Annotated in this window: 20 protein-coding genes and 1 tRNA gene; 13 read left to right on the top strand and 8 right to left on the bottom strand. The window is 48.2% G+C overall.

All coding sequences use genetic code 11. The features are described 5' to 3' along the window. Positions 1-25 precede the first annotated feature (25 nt). On the top strand, positions 26-826 hold the full coding sequence (locus KJS65_RS13615) for a Cof-type HAD-IIB family hydrolase (protein ID WP_213650270.1): 801 nt from the start codon (positions 26-28) through the stop codon (positions 824-826). A gap of 80 nt (positions 827-906) precedes the next feature. On the opposite strand, the gene KJS65_RS13610 is transcribed toward KJS65_RS13615, so the two are convergent. After that, a complete protein-coding gene (locus KJS65_RS13610; RefSeq protein WP_213650269.1) occupies positions 907-2247 on the bottom strand; it encodes an RsmB/NOP family class I SAM-dependent RNA methyltransferase in 1341 nt (446 codons plus the stop codon). 90 nt (positions 2248-2337) lie between these two features. Then, positions 2338-3495, bottom strand: coding sequence for a GGDEF domain-containing protein (locus tag KJS65_RS13605; RefSeq protein WP_306432973.1), 1158 nt, complete (start codon positions 3493-3495; stop codon positions 2338-2340). 134 nt (positions 3496-3629) lie between these two features. Between KJS65_RS13605 and KJS65_RS13600 the strand changes: the two genes are divergently transcribed. From KJS65_RS13600 to KJS65_RS13590, 3 genes are read left to right on the top strand one after another with little or no spacing between them, the layout of a single operon-like run. Next, the gene (locus KJS65_RS13600) at positions 3630-4754 is read left to right on the top strand and encodes a glycosyltransferase family 4 protein (RefSeq protein ID WP_213650268.1); all 1125 of its coding nucleotides are present in this window, start codon (positions 3630-3632) and stop codon (positions 4752-4754) included. A 12-nt stretch (positions 4755-4766) separates the two neighbouring features. Continuing rightward, a complete protein-coding gene (locus tag KJS65_RS13595; protein WP_213650267.1) occupies positions 4767-6080 on the top strand; it encodes a metallophosphoesterase family protein in 1314 nt (437 codons plus the stop codon). Continuing rightward, positions 6070-9249 (top strand): AAA family ATPase, encoded by a 3180-nt coding sequence (locus KJS65_RS13590; RefSeq protein ID WP_213650266.1) that lies wholly within the window; start codon positions 6070-6072, stop codon positions 9247-9249. Before KJS65_RS13595 ends, KJS65_RS13590 begins: the two co-directional genes overlap by 11 nt. On the opposite strand, the gene KJS65_RS13585 is transcribed toward KJS65_RS13590, so the two are convergent. Next, positions 9236-10264 (bottom strand): YkvI family membrane protein, encoded by a 1029-nt coding sequence (locus tag KJS65_RS13585; protein WP_213650265.1) that lies wholly within the window; start codon positions 10262-10264, stop codon positions 9236-9238. The genes KJS65_RS13590 and KJS65_RS13585 overlap by 14 nt on opposite strands. Positions 10265-10425: 161 nt before the next feature. On the opposite strand from KJS65_RS13585, the gene KJS65_RS13580 reads away from it, so the two are divergent. From KJS65_RS13580 to KJS65_RS13565, 4 genes are all read left to right on the top strand, one after another. Further along, the gene (locus tag KJS65_RS13580; protein ID WP_213650264.1) at positions 10426-11016 is read left to right on the top strand and encodes a DedA family protein; all 591 of its coding nucleotides are present in this window, start codon (positions 10426-10428) and stop codon (positions 11014-11016) included. Positions 11017-11117: 101 nt separating this feature from the next. Continuing rightward, a complete protein-coding gene (locus KJS65_RS13575) occupies positions 11118-11690 on the top strand; it encodes a xanthine phosphoribosyltransferase (RefSeq protein WP_213650263.1) in 573 nt (190 codons plus the stop codon). A gap of 84 nt (positions 11691-11774) precedes the next feature. Then, entirely contained in the window at positions 11775-12104 is a 330-nt protein-coding gene (locus KJS65_RS13570) for a hypothetical protein (RefSeq protein ID WP_136604414.1), read from the top strand. Between the two features lie 106 nt (positions 12105-12210). Next, positions 12211-12426: a hypothetical protein gene (locus tag KJS65_RS13565; protein ID WP_213650811.1), complete on the top strand. Its 216-nt coding sequence runs from the start codon at positions 12211-12213 to the stop codon at positions 12424-12426. Between the two features lie 135 nt (positions 12427-12561). Here KJS65_RS13565 and KJS65_RS13560 read toward each other — a convergent pair whose 3' ends face one another. After that, the gene (locus KJS65_RS13560) at positions 12562-12996 is read right to left on the bottom strand and encodes a YhjD family protein (RefSeq protein WP_374706160.1); all 435 of its coding nucleotides are present in this window, start codon (positions 12994-12996) and stop codon (positions 12562-12564) included. A gap of 197 nt (positions 12997-13193) precedes the next feature. On the opposite strand from KJS65_RS13560, the gene KJS65_RS13555 reads away from it, so the two are divergent. Beyond that, positions 13194-13277 (top strand) — tRNA-Leu (locus KJS65_RS13555). Between the two features lie 125 nt (positions 13278-13402). Beyond that, on the top strand, positions 13403-14308 hold the full coding sequence (locus KJS65_RS13550; RefSeq protein WP_213650261.1) for a divergent polysaccharide deacetylase family protein: 906 nt from the start codon (positions 13403-13405) through the stop codon (positions 14306-14308). On the opposite strand, the gene KJS65_RS13545 is transcribed toward KJS65_RS13550, so the two are convergent. After that, positions 14283-14987 carry an N-acetylmuramoyl-L-alanine amidase gene (locus KJS65_RS13545; protein WP_213650260.1) on the bottom strand — a complete coding sequence of 235 codons (705 nt, stop codon included), beginning with the start codon at positions 14985-14987 and terminating at the stop codon, positions 14283-14285. The genes KJS65_RS13550 and KJS65_RS13545 overlap by 26 nt on opposite strands. Positions 14988-15219: 232 nt before the next feature. Here KJS65_RS13545 and KJS65_RS13540 point away from each other — a divergent pair, with 232 nt between their 5' ends. Continuing rightward, complete coding sequence (locus KJS65_RS13540; RefSeq protein ID WP_213650259.1) at positions 15220-15405, top strand: YqzE family protein; 186 nt, start codon at positions 15220-15222, stop codon at positions 15403-15405. Between the two features lie 61 nt (positions 15406-15466). On the opposite strand, the gene KJS65_RS13535 is transcribed toward KJS65_RS13540, so the two are convergent. The 3 genes from KJS65_RS13535 to KJS65_RS13525 form a co-directional block, all read right to left on the bottom strand. Beyond that, on the bottom strand, positions 15467-16456 hold the full coding sequence (locus tag KJS65_RS13535) for a hypothetical protein (protein ID WP_213650258.1): 990 nt from the start codon (positions 16454-16456) through the stop codon (positions 15467-15469). 141 nt (positions 16457-16597) lie between these two features. Beyond that, positions 16598-17533, bottom strand: coding sequence for a YqhG family protein (locus tag KJS65_RS13530; protein ID WP_213650257.1), 936 nt, complete (start codon positions 17531-17533; stop codon positions 16598-16600). 1 nt (position 17534) lies between these two features. Continuing rightward, on the bottom strand, positions 17535-19277 hold the full coding sequence (locus KJS65_RS13525; protein WP_213650256.1) for a DEAD/DEAH box helicase: 1743 nt from the start codon (positions 19275-19277) through the stop codon (positions 17535-17537). A 360-nt stretch (positions 19278-19637) separates the two neighbouring features. Here KJS65_RS13525 and KJS65_RS13520 point away from each other — a divergent pair, with 360 nt between their 5' ends. Both KJS65_RS13520 and KJS65_RS13515 read left to right on the top strand, forming a co-directional pair. Further along, positions 19638-22232: an adenosylcobalamin-dependent ribonucleoside-diphosphate reductase gene (locus KJS65_RS13520; protein ID WP_213650810.1), complete on the top strand. Its 2595-nt coding sequence runs from the start codon at positions 19638-19640 to the stop codon at positions 22230-22232. Between the two features lie 558 nt (positions 22233-22790). Further along, positions 22791-23573, top strand: coding sequence for a hypothetical protein (locus KJS65_RS13515; protein ID WP_213650255.1), 783 nt, complete (start codon positions 22791-22793; stop codon positions 23571-23573). Positions 23574-23592: the final 19 nt, after the last annotated feature.

Raw genomic sequence — 23592 nt, 5'->3', positions numbered from 1 at the left:
AATGACTCAAAGGATGGATGGAGAAGTGAAATACAAACTGATTGCTCTGGATGTTGACGGAACCCTGCTGAATGACAACCATGAATTAAGCGAACAAACAAAGAAGACCATACAGGAAGTATCCCGCAGTGGAGCCGAAATTGTACTTTGCACCGGTAGAGGTCCGCAGAATTCGATTCCGTTTATGGAAGAGATCGGATTGACAGGCTATGTTATCAGCCATAATGGAGCGGTAACCGTGGATGTGGTAACGAAGGAAGTTGTTCACCAGTATGCTATGAACACCCAAGCGATGTTACCTTACATGGATTATTTCCGCGAGCAGCGCGTTCATTTTGACGTAAACACGGCTTTTAACATGTATGTCGACAGCGTAGATGGTATGGCTGTTGAGGTGCGCAGCATGTATGAAAACTTTTTGATGCTGCCTGTAAACCTGCCGCCCATTCAGGAATTCAGCGAACCCATTGTCAAAGTAACCGCATTTGATCACGCTGACGTGCTGGACAAAGTTCATGAGGAGATTGGGAAGTGGACTCCGGAATTCAATATTCTGCGCAGTGGCGAGTATTTCGTGGATCTAATGCATCCGGATGCTTCAAAAGGCAACGCCCTTAAGCAGTTGGCCAAGCGCCGCGGAGTGCAGTCGGAAGAGGTGCTTGCAATCGGCAATTATTTTAATGATATCACGATGCTCACTTTTGCCGGTCTGGGTATTGCCATGGACAATTCTCCACTGGAAGTTAAGGCGGCTGCAAACGAAGTGACAGCATCCAATAATGAGGATGGCGTCCACGCTGCACTGCTTAAATACTGCTTATCGTAAAAAATGAATAAGGGTACTCTGATCAGCATTCGACCAGGGTACCCTTTTTTGCGTAAAAATGAATTTGCCTTCTGTGATTATTAGAATTGACGAAGCCCTTTGGGGACGTGATTTTTAAGCTGGCCTCCGCTTGCTTTGCCCCAGCCGAGAGGCAGGCCATCAACGGTTACCAGCGTCCATCCGCGAAGAGTGGAATCCACTGGCAGCGTTTCGCCGCGCAGATAAGCTTCTACCTGCGGGTTATCTATCTCGAGCCGGACATGCTGCTTGGCTTGTTCTGGTGTGAGTGACATCGCCAGGGCATGAGCAGGCTCAATGCGGTTTTTCTTCAAATGCGCTAGATGGAGCCCGGCTCTAGGGATTTTGAGTCCGCTGATTTGAAGGGGTTCCTGAGTAGGAAGCAGATACAAAGATTCCCCGAACAGAATAGGGATGCCTGAAGGCAAAGTGTACCCGGGAAGATCCAGTGCGGACCACACCACAAAATCTTGGAGCGCAGCCTGTTCAGCTTTATTCTTGCTCTTATCCTGCTGTTTGCTGGAGCGCTTCTTATGTTCCTTGTGTTCCAGACTCTCTTTCTTGTGCAGCAGAGCTACGAAATGTCCTTCCCCAGACTCCTGATGAGGCCATAGCCGTTTCATTTGGACAATCTCCACGTCCGGATAGACCCGGACAAATTGTTCCATCATATCTTCATTTTCGCTGCGGTTGAAGGTGCATGTCGAATAAGCCATCATGCCTCCAGGCTTCAGCATCAGATAGGCATGGTCAAGAATATCGGCTTGACGGACTGCACACATATCAACCATAGAAGGAGACCATTCTTCCAAAGCCTTGGGATCCTTGCGAAACATGCCTTCACCTGAGCAAGGAGCATCCAGCATGATCCGGTCAAAGGCTTCGGGAAACCTTCGCGAGAGCTCATCGGGTGCAGCACAGGTGACAAGCGTGTTGGATATGCCCATCCGCTCTATATTCTCAGCAAGGATTTTAGCGCGCTCGGGATGTATTTCATTGGAAACCAGAAGACCTTGGCTGTTCATTTTGGAAGCGATGTGCGTGCTTTTACCTCCAGGGGCGGCCGCCAGATCTAGAATGGTCTCACCTGGCTTCGGATCAAGCAGCTCAACCGCTGACATAGCTGAAGGCTCTTGAATGTAGTAGAGTCCGGCCTGATGGTAAGGATGCTTGCCTGGTCTCGATCCTTCAGCATAATAATAGCCGTTAGGACACCAGGGAACAGGTTTCAGGTCGAACATAGAAATGACAGCTTGCTTAAGTTCAGGCGTGGATTTCAGCTCATTAAATCGAAGTCCCTGGGTCCGTGGAAGATCATAGCTGTGCAAAAAGGCGGGGAGGTCCCCGCCCAGAATAGATTTCATTTGCTCAATGTACGCGGAAGGCAGCATTTCTTTGCCCATGATTCAAACTCCTTTATAGATCATTTATGACGGGATTTATGCAATCCTCATGTAGTAAGTTTTATAAAACTTATGTAGGGTGTCTTACTGCTAGGTTCCTGTTTCTTCCGCTTCTTTTTTCGCGGACGGCGTATGGTAAGGGGATACCTTATTTTTGCCTGTCGTTTTGGAGCGGTACATGGCCTGGTCGGCCTGTGATACCAGCTCTTCAGCGGTGACGTTCTTGCGCAGAGAGCTGTATCCGACACTTATGGTCACGATGGATTCTTCAGCTACCCGGGCACGAATGCGTTCTGCAATTTGAGCCGCCTTGGCCCGCTTGTCCACAACGAGCGCTACAAGTTCTTCTCCGCCAAATCTTCCACTGAGGCCGACATCCGATACTTCTTCCTCAATAATGGCTGCAACCTGCTTCAATACCAGATCTGCGCGATGATGCCCCTGCGTATCGTTAAGCTTTTTGAAATTGTCTATATCGCAAAATATCATTGACACCTTAACACCCTGTTCCACATAGCGGTTAAGCTGTTTTGTGAAGAAACGGCGGTTGTACAAATTCGTCAATCCATCTGTGATGGAAGAACGGTAAATCGACTGCATCAGCTCGACAATCCGCTCGAACAAGATCAGAAACACGATCGTGTAGTAAAGAAGCGGCATCCATATCAGCGCCGTATCGATCCATGCTCCATGCTGGTTTGCATAATGTGCCAGAATTCCGAGCGCCATATAGACAAGGTAAATGCAGATTCCCGTAAAATACTTCACGCGCTGTCCGATCCGCGGCAAGATAAAGGAAACGCCTGCGTATAGGATGCCAAGTGGATAGAGATCCAAGTAAAGCTCTTGCCAGCCTGTCCCTCCAAATGGAATGATATCTGCAATCAGCGGTACCAAAAGCAGCAGTATCAGAATCGCAAATATCGTATAGGAAGCCTTATTCATACGCCTATAAAGCTGATAAACCGAGAGGTTTAGAAGCAGGAGAGAAAAAGTCTGCAAATAGGCGGTCCATCCGAGGTCGCCGGCTGAATCTTTTGCTGGCGAAAAGGCGAAATGGATGTTCAGACTTTCATATGTCATAATGAAAAGAAAGGCAGCTACCATCGACAAATACGCTTTTTTTCGCTGCTTGCTGAACATAATGAGGCACATCAGTGTCATGATGAGTATGATGTAAAGATTGCAAGCGGATGCTATACCCGCCTGAATGGCAGATGATGATCCAGACACATAAGGCATAATCATATATCGGCTCCCGAAAATGGTTTTCCTTTACTGAAACATATGTTCCAATATATCATATTTTTAAAGATCCTGAAATCAGAGGGATTTGCAAAATCCTGGACAAAAAGAGAATACGGAAAGGGGCGGTTCTCCAAATGAGATTACTGCAAGCACTCTTTTTTCCACCTGAACAACCAGGTGGTGTTTCCTCGATGATTCCATATATGCAGGAGCGTTTTCAATCATCGAGGTGGGATATGGAGATGTTCTGGCTGCCCAAGCGCATCCGCAACAAAGGTCATGAAGAAATCCATTTTCAAACCTTCGACTGGACGCAATACGGGGATAGCCCTACAGTCCAGAAATATATTCAAACCTACAGAGATTACTTATGGTGGACAAAGCTCCGAATTCAAAAGCCTTATGACCTGATCCATGCACATCATCCAATTGCTGGGCTGGCCATGAAGCAGGTATTTCCGGATGTGCCGCTCATCCAGACCATTCACTCCAGCTATGAAAAAGAGCTGATTTTAAATGGGAGGATTGAATCTGGCGGATTGGAGCACCGTTTTCTAGTTTCCCTGTACCGGGAGCTTGAATACCGCAGTGAACGCATGCTGACCGTGTCCCGATCATTCGCTGATTATCTGGGGGCCTATGTGGACTCTCCGGAAAATATAGTTGTGACGCCAAACGGATTTGATGAAAAACGTTTTAAGCCTGTTCCCCATGAAAATGAGGTGCCGCAGCTGATCACCGTTTGTCGGCTGGTGCCTGCCAAGGGACTCGATATATTGCTTAAAGCCTGCGCGGAACTCAAGAAGAACGGTATGGATTATGTGCTTCATATCATTGGCGACGGCCCTTTCCGCACAGAGCTTGAAACGCTGGCCAAGCAGCTTGGCATTTATAATGAAACTATTTTTTATGGATATACCCTTCATCCCGAGGAGTTTATGCCTTTCTTTGATATATTCGTTCTGCCTTCCCGAGCGGAGGCATTTGGCTCCGTATTTGCCGAGGCTGCGCTGAGCTGTCTGGCATTGGTCGGAACGGATGTCGGGGGGATTTCCGAGCAGATTGAGGATGGCGTCAATGGCCTCTTGGTGCCTTCAGAGGATTATATAGCGCTCAGTGAAGCGCTGGAGAAGGTTATTACGGATCCTCTTTACCGCTATGACCTGGCACGTACGGCATGGGATAAGGCGAAGAGCCACTATTCCCTGACCTATGCAGTCAATGAACTTAAGAAATTATACTTACAATATTCTTCATGAAAGAGTGATTGAATGGTTTCCTTTAAGTTCATTCATACAGCGGATCTCCATCTCGACAGCCAGTTCAAGGGGATCAGCGGCCTGTCGGATGGTATCCGATCCTTTTTGCGCGAATCTACTTTTACTTCTCTCGACCGGCTGGTTGAGCTGGCTGTTTCGGAGCAGGTGGACTTCATGGTAATCAGCGGGGATGTATACGATGCACAGGATTCGTCGCTGCAGGCGCAGCTGCGTTTTTATGAAGCGCTGGAGCGGCTGGGTAAGCATGGCATTAGCGTGTATGTCATTCATGGGAATCATGATCCGCTGGACAGTCCTCGCATGAAAACCGGGAAAAGGGAGCATGTGCATGTGTTTGGTCCTGAGTTTGAGCGGGTGACCGTATACCGGAGGCAGGATCAAAGAGCGGCGGCTGTTATCGGCGGCATTTCATACCCGACAGCAAAAGTCATTGAAAACACATCACTGCGGTTTCAGAGGGACACGGATAATTCCTTGTTCCATATTGCGCTTCTTCATGCGAATATTGACGGCGACCCTGCCCATGAAACCTATTCTCCGTGCACCCGGCAGGATTTGATTGCAAGCGGCTATGATTATTGGGCACTTGGACATATCCATAAAAGGCAGATATTGCATGAGCTTCCCCACATCGTCTATCCGGGCAATATTCAAGGCCGAAGCATCCGCGAAACCGGAGTGAAAGGATGTTATGTGGTACAGGTAGCTGAAGATGGGGGCGTAAACATGAGGTTCCATGAACTGGATACGGTTCGCTGGTTTCATGAAACGGTCCCTATCGATGGCATTGAAGGCGAAGAAGCATTTCAAACGCAGGTGGAGGAAAGGATGCAGGAAATCCGCCGCTTATGTCCCGGCAAAATGAGCATCGTCAGATTCGTCCTTACTGGACGGGGCAGCCTGCATGAGAAGCTGGAAGAAGGAAAGATTGCAGTGGAGCTGCTGAATGAGCTTCACCGCAGAGCGATCCGATCGGCTTCGGAGCCAAGTGGATTGGCTGGTCTTATATGGGTGGAAAGCTTCGATGTCCGTTCAGGCCCATGGATTGATCGTGAGGCCCTGCTGAAAGAAGATAGCTTTCTCGGTGAGCTGCTGCGTTATGGGCAGCAGGCGAGAGAAGACATGACTACCCGAGCTGAAGTGCTCCGAAGTGCACTGAATCCCTTGATGGCTAATCGTGAACTGCGCACGCTCCTCAATGAAACGGATGATGAGGAATGTGCAGGATGGCTGCATCGTGCCGAAGAAATGGCTGTGCTTTTACTAGCTGGAGAAGGGGGAGGCGAAAGAACGGATGAAGATTGAGCGCCTGCAAATTCATGGCTTCGGCCGGATTAAGGAGCAGGAAATACAGTTCAATGCCCCCATAACCGTGTTGGCTGGTCCGAATGAAGCCGGAAAAAGCACCATCCTTCAGTTTGTAAGGTCTATGCTTTATGGCATACCGAGCCGGGCTTATCCGTCTGAGCGGTATGAACCACCCGGAGGCGGCCGTCACGGCGGTGTGCTAACCGCGAAGGCAGCTGACGGCTCCAAATGGACCATCACAAGATATGCCGCTTCAGAGCAGCGTACAGGTGCCGGACGCAGCGAGCAGTTATCCATTGTAAAAACGGATATGCAAGGAACCGCCGTACATATGACTCAAAATGATTTGGAAAGAGAGCTTCTGGGCGGCCTTTCACGGGATATGTTCAAGCAGCTGTTTGCGGTTACCCTGACGGAGCTGCAGGAAATCCGGACGCTGCAATCCGAGGAAATGGGCAGTTATCTTTTCCACGCGGGTTTTGGTGGCGGAGGAGAAATCATGCGCGCCGAACGGAAGCTCATTCAGGACATGGATAAGCTGTACAAGCCGCGTGGACGTGTACAGGAAAGTGCCAAGGTACTGCATGCGATGGAGCAGCTGCAGCGTGAGATATCGGAAAGCCGATCTTATCTCTCAAAATATATGGATGCTGAGTCCAAGCTTCAAGAGATACAGCACAGAATATCCGAAGCGGAACAGAACAGAACTGCCTTATCCGCTCAGCTAGTTGTGCTGCACAAGGCGCTGCAGATACATCCGCAATGGCTTGAGTGGAAAGAAGCATCCGCGGAACGCGCCGGACTTCCAGGCAGCATATCGTTTCCCGAAGAAGGCATCCAGCGCTGGGAAAGGCTGCGGGCTGAACAGGACCGGATACTTCTTCGACTGCAGGAGCTTGAGCGTGCTTCAGAGGAATGGAATAAGCAATTGGATCTGATACAGACAGATGAGCAGCTCATACATCAGGGGCCACACATTGAAAGGCTGGCAAACCGACGTGAGTATGTGGAAATGAGGATGAAAGAGCTTCAGGAGTTTTCCGGTGAGAAGGCAGCCGTAGGACAGCAGCTTCAGCGGCTCCTTAGGCAGATTCATTCCGGATGGACAAGATCCGAGCTGAGAGCATTTTCCGGAGCGGTCTCGGAAAGAGAAGCGGTTCGGCGTTATGCTGCTGGCTTTGCAGGATATGACCGCCGTATGGAAGGGCTGGCGTTTGAGAGGGAGCAGAAGAGCAGACAGCTGGAATCGGCTGAATACGAGCTTAGAAGGTCAGAAGTCACTTTTAAAGAGCGCAAGGACTCAGGTTTCAGCCGTTTCGGTATGATCATCCCGCAAACCAAGTCTGAGCTGCTGTCTGTCTGGAATGATCTTCAATCGGAAGCGGAACGGTGGCGTGAGACCAGGCTGGACAGACTTTCGCTTAAGGGTCTGGAAGAACGTGAGGCTGTGGTAAGCGGACGGATGAAGGCTCTGTACCGTAAGCTTCTCTGGGGAAGTGCTGCTGTTACCTTGATACTTCCAGCCATCTTATGGTTGCTGCAATCTGCCTGGGGCGCCTTGTCCGTGTTCTTGATCTTCATCATTGTTGACGTGATGTTATGGCGCGGAAGCTCGGCTTCAACGGTCAGCAGCCGTTCCCTGAGACAGAAGGAACGATTTATACATGATCCTGCCGACGAGGAAGACCGTTTATCCCTTCTGATGACTTCTTTGATTTCCGATCCACTTACGGCATCAGCGGCTGCATCAGGCAAGCGTCGCAACTCTTTCTCGGAGCAAGACATGGAGTCTTCGCTGCGTGAGCTGCGGAAACTGGTTGAGGCATGGCTGCTGTGGCAGGACGAGCTGGAACGTTCAAAATCCGAGGTAGCGGGAGCAAGGCAGCGGGTCGAAACACTGCAGCATGAAGTGTCAGCCGTAACCCGCAAAATGGATGGGGAGCAGGGTGTTTTTGAACAGCTTGATGCGGAGTGGCAGCTCTGGCTGACAGAGCGTGGGATCGAGGCAGGCACCTCGCCCGAGACGGTAATGGATATGTTTGGTTTCGCAGAACAGGGGATGGAGCTGGTCCGGCGCTTGGATGCGCTTGAACACAAGCAGCAGACGCTGGAGCAGGAAATTGAAGTGTTTGAGAAGGAATGCCGTATGATATTGGCTGTGGATGAGGGAGTGCATGGTATCCGTATCCTGTCCCAGCTGGAAAATAGGAAACTAGCATGGGCAGAGCAGCAGCAGCTTCTTCGAGAAAAGGAAGCAATCCATTTGAAGCTGGAACCGGTTAAAGAAGAGATCTTCAAGCTGAGCAGGGAAATGAATCAGATTTCCAAGGCTGTACAGTCTCTGCTTGATGAAGGGCAGACTGCTGATGGTGAAGCTTTTTTGCGTTTGGGTGCCGTATCGGAACGCGTACAGGAACTGAATCGCCGCATCCGGCATCTGGAAGTAAGCATGTTCAGCGGATGGTCTGGTGAGCGCGAGATAGCATTACGGGACATTCTAAATCATCATGACGCCGCTGCGCTGGATAAAGCATGCCGGGAAGCTGAGGAAAAATCGGAGAAGGCTGAGAAGCAGTGGGATGAGCTGCAGCTGCAGCAAGGCAGGCTTCTGCAGGAAAGAGATCAATTGGTGCGATTTTGTTCGCATGACACGGCGCTGCAGCAGCTGGAGGAGCAAAAAGCATCGCTGAAAGAAATTGCTGCAGAGTATGCGGTACTTTCGATCTGCGCTGAGATGATTACTAGAACCCGCAGTATATACGAAAAGGAAAAACAGCCTCAGGTACTGAAGCTGGCTTCAACCTATTTTCAGGAGCTTACCAGGGGAACCTACAACCGGATTGTCATGAAAATAGGTGAAAAAAAGCTGCTGGCAGAGCATCGCGATGCAGGGTTGATCGATAGCTCACTGTTAAGCCGCGGAACGGCAGAACAGCTTTATCTCGCCATGCGGTTCGCTTTGGCCGGAAGCATGAAAAGCAAGGCTGTGGTACCCATGCTGTTTGATGATCTATTTGTCAATTTTGATGAGGATCGCATGTGCTCTGCTCTAAATCTGGCAGGCAGCCTGGCAGCAGACAGGCAAATCATTATGCTCACCTGCCACCGGTATTTGCTGGATCATATTCAGGCTAGCATTCCACAAGCTGAGATCATTCGGATTTAAGCACCAGCTTTACGGCCCAGATGATGCTCAGACAACCGAACACCGGATACAGGATGGACAAGAGTGAGCTGAATCCGAACTGACTGAGCATGAAGCAAATGAACATGACCATGACTGAAATGAGCTTTGGAGATAACTTGATATGCTGCTGCAGCTGAAGTGTAACTCCATATATATCAGCAACAAATGTACTGAATATTTCCATGAAGATAAGCACCACATAAATGGTCTGGACGACTGCACCGAGATGGGAGGCTATGCTTCCCATAGGAATTTCATACTGCCGGATGCCCGGCATATGTGCGGAGATCGCGATATGGGCAGACAGCAGCATTAGCCCGACGCCGATACCTCCCACAATACCGCCCCATTTTACTGCCGTTTTGCTCTCCGTCTTACTTCCGAGGGGTACAAGCACCGCTTGAGCCATCACAAGGTTAAAGGCGGTATAGACAATGGGAGAAAACCAGACTGCAACCATGTTATGATCTGTTGAGAGGCTAAGGAAGCGGTCTGCCGTGGGCAGCTTGATCGTATTCATAACAACAAGAACAGAAAGGGTTAGCATCATAGGTACAACGATACTGTTGATCTGCATGATGGCATGAATACCGCGCTTCAGCAGCAGATAGGTGCCAATGATCGTTAACAGAAGGCCTGTCTGATAGTGCATGTTGAGATGCTCCATAAATACCGAGCCCGCACCGGCAAGCATAACACTGTTCACTCCGATCAGCACAACCAGCATAACAAGACTAATGACAGCGCCTGCTTTTTGTCCGAAGAGATGTTTGTTCAAATCTTCATAGGACCGGGCTGAAATTCGTTGTGACATCAGCATCATTTTCGTTCCGAGCCAGATAAACAGGGCCGTAGCGACCATAATGGTCAGGGCACCCCATTTGCCGTATTGGGTGAAAAATTGGATGATTTCCTGTCCGGTGGCGAACCCGGCTCCGACGATGGTACCGATGTATGTAAAAGCGATTTGAAAGATACGTATCCCGGTTTTCATATGATCCTCCCTGCTTTAAAGCGGCGCTATTGTGTACTTCGCTTAGTACAGGTTATGATGGGGACAGGAAGGACATGACTCTACATGTCCAAAAAAACGGTTAGACCTCGCGTGAGAAAAGACAAACCGCAGAACCGCAAGAGAAAAGAGAGGTATAACGCTTGACAGAAATTATGATTTACCTGACACAATACGGTTACATCGCACTGTTTGTGCTGCTGGCTTTAGGTATTTTGGGAATTCCTGTTCCGGATGAGACGTTGATCGCAACCTTCGGCGGAATGATTGCGCAGGGACATTTCCACTTTGCAGGAGCGCTTGCGGTTACATTTTTGGGCAGTATGACAGGTATGATGCTCAGTTACACACTGGGCCGGAAACTAGGAAAACCGCTTCTGGACCGCTACGGCAAATGGATCCGAATGACACCGACCCGCCTGCAGTCCACGGAAGCTTGGTTTAAGCGCTACGGTTCCTGGAGTATTGTACTTGGTTATTTTGTTCCAGGACTTCGTCATTTGTCCTCCTATATGGCTGGGATATCCAAAGTGCCGTTCGGTCGTTACCTACTCTATGCGGCGTCAGGTGCACTGCTGTTCTGCACAACTTTCTTGCTGATTGGTCATGCTGTCGGGTACCACTGGAATGAGATTGCTGTCATGATGGAGCGCTCGACCCTACGGGTTGGTATTTCCATAATCACATTGATCGTTCTTGTAAGTGCGGGTATCATCTGGTGGAAAAAACGATGATTAAAAACATTCGTGAATGTGTTATTTATTCTTGATATGTGAACAAGGGTTATGTTATTTTTACGTCAAAAAGTAGAAGTGCCGTCTTGGGGGTTGATGGAATGGATAAATTAAAGCAAAGAATTATCGAAGAGAGCTCCGTCATGTCGGAGCAGGTGCTAAATCTGGACGGACTGCTGAATCATCAGGTCGATCCTGAGCTGACCATGGAGATGGGCCGTGAATTTGCCGCCCGTTACGCAGACATGGGCGTTACCCGGGTGATTACGGTAGAATCCTCCGGCATTGCGGTCGCATTTGCCACGGCGCTGGAACTGGGTGTACCCTTGGTGTTCGCTCGCCGCAAAAAAACGCTCCTGGCTGATCCAGACGCCTTATGTGAGCGTGTTCCGTCCTTTACCAAAGGAATAGTCACCGATATTATGCTTTCGCGTAAATACATCCAAGAACAGGATAAAGTATTGTTTATCGACGATATTATCGCCAACGGGGATGCAGCGAGAGGGCTCGTGAAGATTATCGGCCGTTCAGGTGCTGAACTGGTTGGACTTGGCATCGTTGTGGAGAAATGCTTCCAGGCTGGTGCACGTGCCATACGTGAACAAGGCATCCGGCTTGAATCGCTGGTACGGATTGAGTCTCTGGATAACGGCGCTATAACTTTTGCAGACTAATCGTCCAAATATAAACAATTCCTTTCAAGTAGCGTTATTTTCGCTTATAATATACTTGAGATCACGAAGAGGGGAGGCAGTACAATGGGGAAAGAACCGGTAACCGAGCAGTATTTTGTCGATAAACTGGCTGCAGCTAAGGATCATTTTGAACGCGCTTTGGATTGTAAACATACGGAGTTCGATGATCTTTATCCCTATATTATGGAGCATCCTCAATTTTTCTGGTACAAACGCTATGTCGCCTGGTCAGAGCTGCTGACCATCGTGCGTATGTGTGATGAGCTTGACTTTTCCTGGAAGGAATTGTTTAACCCTCATCAAGTGGAGTATGTAGAAAAACGGGTGATGTCTTCGACCGTTCTCGATTTTTGGTTTGAGAAAAATGACAGCAGAGAACATGCGCAACGTTAATTTGCCGTTTAGATAATAATTCAGGCAGGAATCTGCTGCAAAAGATATGACCTAAATGGGCCCATTTAGGTCTTTTTTTGTGAGTAAAGGAAAGGAGATGGGGATGATGATTACCGATGAGCAGTTAAACCAGTACCGACTTTCCGGAGAGATGGTTAGGGTGGTTCGCGATAATATGGAAGCCAATGATGTCAAAGGGATTGTGGTCGCCTGGAACGAAGAGCAGGTGATGATCCGCCGCCGCAACCGGAAGGTGGTTAAGCTTGACCGCAGCTACATCTATGAGCCAGTGGACGAGCCTCGCTCGAATCCTGAAGCTTAATGAAGCTCGCTCCAAGGGGAGTGACCGACCAGGAAATGATAGTGACAAATTCGATCCATATAAAGCTCGAACAGCCGCTTTGTCCACTCAGGCCTCGCTTGATGGTTAAGCGGCTTTTTTGAGTGCTGACCATCTTTACGTAGGAGAAATGGTGAATGTGGAATGAGGTTCTGGCGCATAACCAATTGGCTCAGAAGAAGGCTGTAGGCCTAAATAAGCTTTCATTCTGGCGAGCATCTCACTGCGAAAAGCTGGCCATAAAATATTCATTTCTCCTGTATATCCTCTGCATACATATTCGGCCTCAATTCCACGCTCATTCTGTGCGACTTGGTACACTCGAATTCTGCGGTTTTTAAATTCACGTTTGACCTCGGTCAGAAGCATCAAGGTTTGACGGTCACCCTTAGCGAGTACTTCCATGTACAGCTCCGGGGTTTTAAACACACCACTTTCCTTCATAATTCGAAGGTCCCGCTCAAATACTTTATGAATGAACTGCAGGAGCAGGAAGCTTTTGATTAGCGACAATTCTTCACGTGTTATGCCTGGAGCAGTCAATGAAATCACCGCCTTATACGAACTTGTGTTCTTATTTTACCCGTTATACTGTATTTTAATCAATACTTTTTTGATTGGTATTTTTCTCCCAAATCATCCACTAATCATTTTTTCGAAGAAAAGTGTTGACTATGTTTTATTGGTGTGATAAGATATATCTTGTCGCCGCGAATGAGTTTGAAACGACAAAGCGACATAATACATATGCGGTCGTGGCGGAATTGGCAGACGCGCACGGTTCAGGTCCGTGTGGGCTAACCCCCGTGGAGGTTCGAGTCCTCTCGACCGCATCCTATAAAAGACGTTTTGGACATAAGTCCAAAACGTCTTTTTTCATGTGAATACATATTTACTCCTGCTTTCTCAAACAATGAGGTAAACGATAAACGTTGCAACAAGAAGGAGGAAGAAAGGCTTGAAATCACGGAATATATACGAATGGAGCGTCTGTATTAAGGCGGCAGGACTGGCTTTGCTCCTCATATCCGCATCGGTATCTCCGGCATTTGCCGAACTTTCCGAATCAGATAAGTACAGTGTGAACATTGGAATACCTTCAGGGGAAGAACAGAACTCGCCAAGTCAACAAAGTCCTGCGAAGAAGGAAAAAAGAATAGCTGTTATTATTGATGATTTTGGAAACGGACAAGGTGGGACGGAAGAGATGTTGTCTATGCCCATTAAGCTGACTGTAGCGATCATGCCTTTTCTGCCCACAACTCGCAGTGATGCTGAGCTTGCCCATAAGAAAGGCTATGATGTTATTGTTCATATGCCGATGGAACCCAAGCAGGGCAATCCCAAGTGGCTGGGTCCAGGAGCAATCACAGCCAATATGAGTGATGATGAAGTACGCAGGAAGGTTGAGGACGCCATCGATAACGTTCCATATGCCATTGGTATGAATAACCACATGGGGTCGAAAATTACAGGCGACGAACGGATCATGTCTATTGTGCTTAAAGTGTGCAGGGAGAGAGGTCTCTTTTTCGTTGACAGCAAAACGAACTACCACTCAATTGTAGGCAAGCTTGCTGTGAATATGGGAATGCCGCCGGTTGCCAATCATATTTTCCTTGATGATTTCCATACTGCCAGTCATATCAGCAAGCAAATGAGGGCAGTGGAGGATTTTGCCAAAGAGCATGATAACTGCGTGACCATCGGGCATGTTGGAACCCAAGGCAAAAAAACGGCCGAGGTATTGAGAAGCAGTGCAGCCAGCATGCAGGGCCGTGTGACCTTTGTGGGCATCAGTGACCTGGTGCGGGATATCTGGGGCTGGCAGCCTTCTCCTATATTACCGTCAAATAATAACTGATTCCATTTGCAATGGCCTTGGCAATCTTCAGTTGTTCTCTACGGTCTGTCAACATATTGCGATCCTCGGCATTGCTCAGAAAACCGGTTTCGACAATGACTGCCGGATCGGCTACCTGGTTAAGCAGGTAAAAGGGTCTTCCATGTTTGATGGAACCTTTATTCCCGTAAAGCTGATCCAGCTGCTGCTGAATGGCTGAAGCAAGCAGGACGCTGCGACCTTCATCCTGAAAGAGGACAAGTCCGCCGCGCTTGGATGTATTTCGTCCCCAGTTTACATGCAGACTCACGACAACCAGCGTAGGAATCTGCTGGCTAAGCTCCTTCCTCTGGGCCAGATCACGTTGATGTCTGGATCGGCTGTTTAACCAGTGATTATCATCGCTGAGGGCATAATCACCTGTCCGATTTAATACAGCATGATAACCTTGACTGCGCAGCAGCATGAATACCTTTTGCGCGATCGCAAGATTGATATCCTTTTCCAGAATGTTCTGAAACGAGGTTCCTCCGTCAATACCGCCATGACCTGCATCAACAATGATGACATCCCGCGGGAATGCAGGATGTTCTTTTACCTCTTCGGACGGGCCGGACTTCGCCATGGCCTGTACGGGAAAAGTTAGGACAAGAGATGCCGCAATAAGGGCGGAGATGGTCAGCTGCAGAAGCTTATTCATACGTAAAGGCCATCCTTTCATGGATTAAAGTTCTTATTTAAAGGTGCTGATTTTTCCAATAAACTCTAGTACAGCTTTATAATGTGCAAAAATCGGAAATAAATGCATTTAACGGAACTTAAAAAATAAAGAAGTGCCAGAGGAATAGAGGATATGCGTCCAAAGTACGGTTCGTTTAAAAAGCTGCGGATTTGCACAAGCTATAAGCATCAAAACTTCGGGGGGATGCACAATGGCCAGCGGAGATGAACTTGTAAAATACATTACCGAGCGTGTCGTGACATTCATCGAGACACCTAAGGAAGAGCGGCTTCGGCACACCAAGCCGAGGGAGCCTTGGGGTGAAAAATGGTTTGGTATGATACCGTTAGGATTGACGCTGATGAAGCGGCAACCTAGAAAGAAAAAGAAAATATAGGGCAAATCAAAAAGACGCCAAGACCGTATTTCAAACCGGCCCTGGTGTCTTTTTTAATTTGTTACATATGGGATAAGTTCATACTGCGAAATTCGCCATGCGAAAGGAGTGCGGAAGCCGGTAAATAACGGGTGCCGGCCGCTCCTGATGCAGCATAGAGTACAATTCCTTTATTTTCTGTTACCGACCAAGAGTGGAGACCGGTGATGGCAAAAGGCGCGCCATAATTCGCATTATGGCCTGGGGAAGTGAACACAAGACTGCTTTGCTCCGATTTGACAGCCTGCATCAGGTCATTCGTTCCCTTCAATGAAAGCTTAGGCGATTTGAGCCATAATAGGTTGTCGTATGGATCGCTGTCCCGCTGCTGTTCAGGCAGAATTGTGCTTGTGAGGTGAATTCCAGGATGGGGAGTCAGGCCGTCGTTTTCCATATCCGCAGCAGGGGCTGTTTCTAAAGGCAGCTCCTCAGCGATTATTCCATGAATATAAACCGCCTTTTTGCCTGGTACTGAGACTTTCCATACCGGCAGCAGTGTAGAATACTGGGCATCGATACTTGTACCTGCCGGGAGCTTGGAACCTGCGGTCAGGATGCCAAGCTGCTTCAAACGGCTATAAAGGGCCTGGGAGTTATACGGCATGGATTCATCCCGGCCGTACTCACTCAACATATAGTTCCCATCGTCAGTCGAAGTCAGAATTAAATAACCGATGGGTTTGCCATTTTGGCTTACCGTAGCCAGCCAGCTGCGTGTGCCCGGGCCCAGAGGGTCATAAGAGATACTCGCATTTTTCCACATGCCAAACGAATCCTGCCCGGATAATTCATTAACCACATCCTTCGTAAAGCTTTGCAGTGAGGAAGGGACAGCGGCCTTCTTTTGATCGAACACCATATTTTTCAGAGCAGATGCTGTATTTATAGAGATACTTTGCTTGACAGATGTGACTTTGCCCGATGCTTCCGCTGTACTCATGCCATTCGATAGAAGGCACTCTGCAAGGAGAAGGACTATAGCGGCTTTCGTGGTGAAGGAGAGAATATTCATTCAATTCACCTTTCTTGTGTTTCAAAGTTAATTTTAATTGTAGGGGACAAGCTCTGAAAAGGCTGTTGCAAGCTGTCGCGCAGCCATATGATTATCCGGTTCTATTTTTGCCTTCTTTTAGCGAGGAAGGTCTAATAGCATCTAGCGGGCAGACCGAAGGTGAAACAGACCGCAGGTTATGGCGGACAAATGTACCTTGGGCTCGTATTGCCATGTCGTTTCACTGCGTCTGTTGCCGTATTGCTCACGGATCCCTACCAACTTTTCCTCATCCGGCTCTTTGAGCAGATCCTCATAATAGATGTCGATCACAGCAAGCTCTTCACTCAGACGTTCTTTGGCTTGCTCAGCCCAACCATAATCCATGTCTGCAAGCAACCGGGTCATATAGGCTTCCAGCGAGCTGGAAGCCTGGGATAGTGATATCGACGCTGGCTGTATATGGATGTTCTCGGGCAGACGGGGGCTCATGGTCAGACCTTTTAACCGTTCAGGAAAATGGGAGATGATCCTGCCCGAGACAAGCGAAATTCCGACAAAATGAAGCTCTTCCTTTTTCACATCGCAGGCCATTTCGGCTTTGAAGCATACCCCGAGCCATGGCTCATAGGCGGCAGAGAAGAGCGTTTCACGCTGCAGAGCAGCGGGCTGCTCGAAGAGATAAAGAGCGGAGCCTTCCTGCCGGGCGGCGTTCCAGATTTGCTGGAGCCTGCTGCTGCCATATGTCACATCCTCACGCTGGATTCGTCCCGGACCGATTCGCGGCACCATAGGCGCCGTACCGAAATAACGGGATAGAATACTGTCCTGCTGAGGCTGCGATTGTGGATCGCTATGGGTCTGTTCGTTTTTGTCGTATTGCTCGGGGTCAAAGACGAAGGTGAAAGAAAGAGTCTCCGGTTCAACGCCGGTTCTTTCAACAAATCCCCAGTAATAAGGACGGTTAGTCAGCTGCTTGTCCGCCTGCGGTGACAGCTTGACTGTCACATGGAACGGGGACTTTTCGATGATCTGGCATTCCGTACTTTCAAGATAAGTCATCATGTGCTCTTGAACCTGCTGTGGTGACATGCTCATGCTAAGCTTCTTCCTCCCTGATTGCTTCGGCTTCGTAAACGACCTGGCGCTTGATCTGATCCAGTGTTTGGCCGAGCGTACTTACCTTCTGCCGGATTTCATCATTGGAATCAGATTCAAGGAACAACTTGTACAGGCTTTTTTCCAGGGATTCCTGTTTTTCAAAACGCTCGAGAATGACATCGAGACCGCCAATGACCATTTCGAACATATTGATTTTTTCATGGAGTAAATGCAGGATATGCTCTTCGATCGTTCCGGAAGTAGAAAGGTTGTAAATTTGCACATCCTTCTGTTGACCGAGACGGTGAACACGTCCAATTCGCTGCTCCACGCGCATGGGATTCCATGGCAGGTCGAAGTTGATCATATGGTGGCAGAATTGAAGATTGATGCCCTCGCCGCCTGCCTCGGTTGCAATCATAACCTGGGCGCGTCCTCTGAAAAGGTCCATCATCCAGTCTTTTTTACCCCGGTTCATGCCGCCGCGATAAGGAACACAGGTCAGGCCATGTGTCTGAAAATACTGAAGCAGGTATTCCTGAGTGGCCCGGTATTCGGTGAACACGATGACCTTTTCATTCATCTGCTTGATCAGCTCAATCGTTTTCTCGGCCTTGGTATTCGCTTTAATAGCCTTAATGGCGGTCACCAGCTCCCATACCTTGGCCGTGAGCGGCGACTCATCCGGGATTTTTTTCGATAGGTTCACGAGGGTGAGGAACACGGCGTCACGGCTGCTGCATACCTCACGCTGCAGGGTCACGAGCGACAGCATACTGCTTAGATTCCCCCCGGAAGCCTTATACTGGTCTTTGACAAAGGCGGTCACACCGTCATATAACGCTTGTTCTTCGGGCGAAAGCTGTAGGCTGACATTACTCACATTCCGCTTGGTAAAATGAACGGGTCCCTCGCCCCGACGATTGCGGATCATGACCTTGGCGAGCTCGTCTTTGAGCTGATCCTGATTCTTGGGCTGGCGTTTGCCGACCACGAAATTGGTAGCGAAGTCGCCTTGGCGGCCAAGCTGTCCGGGCTTCAGCAAGGTGATGAGATTGAACAGCTCACTCATATCGTTTTGCACTGGAGTGGCTGTCAGCAGGAGACAGTATTTTTTGCGAAGCTTCTGAATGAACTGGTAGTTTGTCGTTTTCTTGTTTTTCAGCTTATGGGCCTCGTCGATGATCAGCATGTCATATTCCTGCTCCAGCAGAAATTCCTTATGAGGATCGCGTTTGGCCGTATCTATGGAAGCCACCACGACATCGGAATGCCAGGTATACGCCTTTTTTTGAGCTACGGCTGGAATGCCGAATTTGCTGCTTAGCTCCCGCACCCACTGCAATACCAGCGATGCCGGGACGAGGATCAGCACTTTGGATACAAGCCCGCGGATCATATATTCTTTTAAAATCATTCCGGCTTCTATTGTTTTACCAAGTCCGACCTCATCGGCCAAAATAGCTCTGCCGGACATTTCGAACAGTACCTTGTGCGCAGTGTCCAGTTGATGGGGAAGCGGGGACAGACCCTGCAAATGCTTCAGGCATTGCAACTCATCAAAGCTGGTCACCAGGCGTGCTTCTTCTCCCTGGATTGCCAGCTGTGCGAGCCGCCAGTCTCCCCAGGGGCCGCCTTTTTCTAGGCGATTATTCAGCTGCTCAAGCCAGCCGCGGTCGATGTGCAAGGGAACCGGAAGGTCCTGAGACTGTCCGCTTCCACTGATTTGGGAAGTATTCATGCCCGTACCTCCTTCATTTTTCGTATACATACGTATGTGTAGTATGCACGTAAACGAAAGAGTTCATAACAGGGCTGAAATGAATGGTAACCGTAAGAACAGGAAAGTTTTTCATGAATATTTTCAAAGACCCGTTGTCAAAAAAGTGAGATTGATGGAGAAAAAATGAGGTTGTCCGTTATTGAAGAGCTTACATGCCTTAAATTTCAAGGCAGCTTTGTAGTGTTACAATATGTGGTATAGTATAATGAGTAGCGAACACAATATATTGTACGTGATGACCGAAAAATCGATTAAATGCCTTATATTTAGTTTATGGAATAATACCAATTATTTTATGGGAGGTTGTTTCATTTGGGTATGATTCAGCAAAAACAAAAGCTCGAGGGATTGAGTGAAAAAATCTTTTTGGACCGCTATGCCTGGAAGGACCCGGATACCAGCCATGCGAAGGTTGGGGACGTTGTCCTCGTGCTGACCAAGGACGATCCGAAGTTTCCTACCAAGGAAGTCGGCGAGATCGTGAACCGTGAAGGCAGCATCGTGACGGTCAAAACCCGTAGGGGTGAGCTGGTCGAATCTCATGTGGATAAATTGACTTTAAATATAGAGAAAACACCGGAAGAGATGTGGGACCGTTTGGCGGGAGCGATGGCATCCGTGGAGGAAACCCCAGAGCTTCAAGAAGAATGGCAGGAGAAATTCCGTTACATTCTGGACGACTGGAAGCTGGTTCCGGGCGGCCGTATTGCTGCGGGCGCAGGCGCGAGCGAGGAACTGACGCTGTTTAACTGTTACGTCATTCCTTCGCCAAAAGACAGCCGCGGCGGGATCATGTCCACACTGTCCGAGATGACAGAAATTATGGCGCGCGGTGGGGGCGTTGGCATTAACCTGTCTTCTTTGCGTCCGCGCAGAGCGGTCGTGAAGGGGGTTAACGGTTCCTCCAGTGGCTCAGTATCCTGGGGAGGCCTGTTCAGCTACACGACTGGACTCATTGAGCAGGGCGGAAGCCGCAGAGGCGCGTTGATGCTGATGATCAATGATTGGCACCCGGATGTGCTGGATTTCATCACCGTCAAGCAGACGATGGGACAGGTCACCAATGCAAACTTGTCCGTTTGCGTGAGCAATGATTTTATGAAGGCAGTTAAAGAGGATCTCGACTGGGATCTGGTCTTCCCGGATACAACAGAGCCGGATTACAACGAAGTATGGGACGGCGATCTCGACAAATGGAAGAAGGAAGGTCGCAGCGTAATTCATTACCGCACCGTCAAGGCGCGCGAAATTTGGCATACGATTATTGAATCGGCATGGAAATCCGCAGAACCGGGTGTCGTATTCATGGAATATTACAATCAGATGTCCAACAGCTGGTACTTCAATCCGATCATCTGCACGAATCCATGTGGTGAGCAAGGATTGCCTGCATGGGGTGTCTGCAACCTGTCGGCCATGAATCTGTCCAAATTCTATAATGAAGAAAAGCATGATGTGGCTTGGGATGATCTGGCTCTGACAACACGTTATTCCGTACGTTTCCTGGATAATGTCATTAGCAAGACGCCGTACCATTTTGAAGAAAATGAAGAGAACCAAAAGAATGAGCGCCGCGTTGGCCTTGGCACGATGGGTCTGGCTGAGCTGATGATCAAGCTGAATATCCGTTACGGCAGCCCGGAATCCATGGAATTCCTGGATAAGCTGTATGGATTTATTGCCCGTGAAGCCTATTTGGCATCGGCTGAAATTGCAGGGGAGAAGGGTTCCTTCCCGGCGTTCGACGCGGAACTGTATCTCCAAAGCGGCTTTATGAAAAATATGACCGAGGTGTATCCTGAGGTAGAAGCAGCCGTTCGGGAAACCGGTATGCGCAACGTTACGGTTATTACTCAGGCGCCAACGGGCAGCACGGGAACCATGGTAGGCACATCAACAGGTATCGAGCCGTATTTTGCCTTCAAATACTTCCGCCAGAGCCGCCTGGGCTTTGACGAACAGTTCGTGCCGATTGCCCAGGACTGGCTGGACGCGCATCCTGGCGAAGAACTGCCGGATTACTACGTAACCGCAATGGATCTGTCCGCAGAGGATCATATCCGTGCTCAAGCAGCAATCCAGCGCTGGGTAGACAGCTCCATCTCCAAGACTGCGAACTGTCCGGCAGATTTCACCGTCGAAGAAACAGGGCGTCTCTATGAGTTGGCATTCGATCTTGGCTGCAAAGGCGTAACCATTTATCGTGACGGCAGCCGCGACGTGCAGGTGCTGCAAACAGAGAAGAAGGAAGATAAGCAGCCGGAGACAGCCCTCAATGAAGCGGCCAGCACGAAAGAAGCAGAATATGCGGAGCCCGCAGCCGCTAAGACACTGCCGGCTGTTCTGAATGAGTCTGGTACAAAAGTCGTTGACAAGCAGTATAAGCGCCGCCCACAAGTGCTGCGCGGGGCAACATACAAGATTAATACGCCATTTGGCATGGCATATATCACAATTAATGATTTGGACGGTATTCCAAGTGAGATTTTTCTGAACGTGGGCAAAGCCGGTTCTGATGTGTTTGCGATGGCGGAAGCCTTGGGGCGTGTGTGCTCCCTGTTCTTGCGATACGGAGATCACGGTCAGAAGGTCGAGCTGCTGATCAAGCATCTGAAAGGAATCGGAGGTTCCGGTGCGATCGGCTTTGGCGCCAACCGTGTCGAATCCATCGCAGATGCTGTGGCGAAGGCGCTTGAAACCCATGTGCAGTCAGGCTACGAGGAGGATCACAACCCGGCACCGGTTGCTGCAACATTGGCACCAGAAACCGTAGATCACGGCGGCGGACATGATCACCGCTACGATGATCCACAAGCTTCGCGAGATCTTTGCCCGTCCTGCGGATCCGCGACGCTGATTAATATCGAGGGCTGCAAAACCTGCGGCAACTGCGGTTACAGTAAGTGCTCGTAAGGAAGCTGCAGTGATGGACTTTAAGAGATGATATACGTGTGTGGGAGCTAATTGTCGACCGTCGAGCAGATTGAGATAACATTCAAAACGGTTGAGACAAAAAAACAATAAAATCCGTGTTGTATTTAGGGGCTGTTTCAAAAACATTGAGACAGTCCTTTTTTGTAACATTTTTGCCACAGTTTTATTTCAAAAAAATCGAGATAGATATTTTCAAAGATATTGCGATATGTTTTATAAACAATGAATTTATCATTCGCAAAATCGTGTTTAAAATGGTCCTATCATCAATGTAATACTTCAAAAGGTTTGCAAAAATGATAATAAAGTTTGGAATGTAGGCTAGTTAAACATGCGCCACGACTGGTTTTTGTTGATATTAACGCTAAAATAATTTCCAACCCACTGAAATTTTAGTGGGTTGCTTTTTAATTGGTTGTTGGATGTAGTTTCGGTTTTTTTATTCATACGCTGTTTGAACAGATGCTGGGTATGTAAATTTATTGTTAGGGAAAAATTATAAATATTACCTACAATCTTCTTCGGAGGCATGGTCTTATGAAAAAGTGGGTATTACTTTTGCTTGTTGTGGTTTATGGGTTATTTTTCCAAATAGATATTACAAATGCAGATTTTCAATTACAGAAACCGTTACTAACACGAGAGGATATTTTATCTGTTAAAGTAAACGGTTTATACGGTCGTTCTCGCTTATTTAGAGAAAATGATGGGTATGAAGAAGTAATCATCTATAAGATTATCAACTGGATAAATACATTAAACCTTTCCGTTGGACCGACTGAATTTGAGCTTAATAAAACCTCTACTCTCCCGAATTTGAGAATAAACATGAAAAACGGAAATGTTTCAGTTATTGAACCTGCATATAATTGTTTATCTTCATCCAAAACAAAGATATGCACGCTAGCGGAAGGTGAGGTTATATACACCTGGAACAGTAAAAAGGTTCGATTGCAATCCAGAGAACTGTTCGACTGGCTATTAGTCGGGTGGAAATATGAAAGTGTAGGAGCTTCTAAAGACGAGCTGCTTGAAGAGACTTTATACTCCAGATACTATCCTTATTTCGATAAAACTTACTCGAATTTTATCATGTGTCCCCGAATAGATAAAATTGAAAGAATAAACGGGGATACAAGAAGACATATTGTTCATGTGAGTGCGTTAAATTATAGTGCACATCATGGTGATATTCCCTACGATAGAATCCATGTTACGTTGAGTGACACTCCAGAAAATGGTGTTAAAATAATTAAAGTTGGAATAGAAAAGGATTTATCTAAAAAGGAAAGTGCCGGACAATGTAGACGAGAAAATTAAAGAGTCGAATTATTAACCT

This window comes from Paenibacillus sp. J23TS9 (assembly GCF_018403225.1).
Lineage (GTDB): Bacteria > Bacillota > Bacilli > Paenibacillales > Paenibacillaceae > Paenibacillus_AQ.
The sequence above is the reverse complement of the archived record's forward strand: the minus strand, read 5'-3'. Positions and strand labels throughout refer to the sequence as shown.

What these genes read in the sequence shown, in the direction of transcription:
- KJS65_RS13610 (WP_213650269.1), bottom strand. Translation starts at nt 2,247, where the DNA reads ATGGGCAAAGAAATGCTGCCTTCCGCGTACATTGAGCAAATGAAATCT.
- KJS65_RS13605 (WP_306432973.1), bottom strand. Translation starts at nt 3,495, where the DNA reads ATGATTATGCCTTATGTGTCTGGATCATCATCTGCCATTCAGGCGGGT.
- KJS65_RS13600 (WP_213650268.1), top strand. Translation starts at nt 3,630, where the DNA reads ATGAGATTACTGCAAGCACTCTTTTTTCCACCTGAACAACCAGGTGGT.
- KJS65_RS13595 (WP_213650267.1), top strand. Translation starts at nt 4,767, where the DNA reads ATGGTTTCCTTTAAGTTCATTCATACAGCGGATCTCCATCTCGACAGC.
- KJS65_RS13590 (WP_213650266.1), top strand. Translation starts at nt 6,070, where the DNA reads ATGAAGATTGAGCGCCTGCAAATTCATGGCTTCGGCCGGATTAAGGAG.
- KJS65_RS13585 (WP_213650265.1), bottom strand. Translation starts at nt 10,264, where the DNA reads ATGAAAACCGGGATACGTATCTTTCAAATCGCTTTTACATACATCGGT.
- KJS65_RS13575 (WP_213650263.1), top strand. Translation starts at nt 11,118, where the DNA reads ATGGATAAATTAAAGCAAAGAATTATCGAAGAGAGCTCCGTCATGTCG.
- KJS65_RS13570 (WP_136604414.1), top strand. Translation starts at nt 11,775, where the DNA reads ATGGGGAAAGAACCGGTAACCGAGCAGTATTTTGTCGATAAACTGGCT.
- KJS65_RS13565 (WP_213650811.1), top strand. Translation starts at nt 12,211, where the DNA reads ATGATTACCGATGAGCAGTTAAACCAGTACCGACTTTCCGGAGAGATG.
- KJS65_RS13545 (WP_213650260.1), bottom strand. Translation starts at nt 14,987, where the DNA reads ATGAATAAGCTTCTGCAGCTGACCATCTCCGCCCTTATTGCGGCATCT.
- KJS65_RS13540 (WP_213650259.1), top strand. Translation starts at nt 15,220, where the DNA reads ATGGCCAGCGGAGATGAACTTGTAAAATACATTACCGAGCGTGTCGTG.
- KJS65_RS13535 (WP_213650258.1), bottom strand. Translation starts at nt 16,456, where the DNA reads ATGAATATTCTCTCCTTCACCACGAAAGCCGCTATAGTCCTTCTCCTT.
- KJS65_RS13530 (WP_213650257.1), bottom strand. Translation starts at nt 17,533, where the DNA reads ATGAGCATGTCACCACAGCAGGTTCAAGAGCACATGATGACTTATCTT.
- KJS65_RS13525 (WP_213650256.1), bottom strand. Translation starts at nt 19,277, where the DNA reads ATGAATACTTCCCAAATCAGTGGAAGCGGACAGTCTCAGGACCTTCCG.
- KJS65_RS13520 (WP_213650810.1), top strand. Translation starts at nt 19,638, where the DNA reads ATGATTCAGCAAAAACAAAAGCTCGAGGGATTGAGTGAAAAAATCTTT.
- KJS65_RS13515 (WP_213650255.1), top strand. Translation starts at nt 22,791, where the DNA reads ATGAAAAAGTGGGTATTACTTTTGCTTGTTGTGGTTTATGGGTTATTT.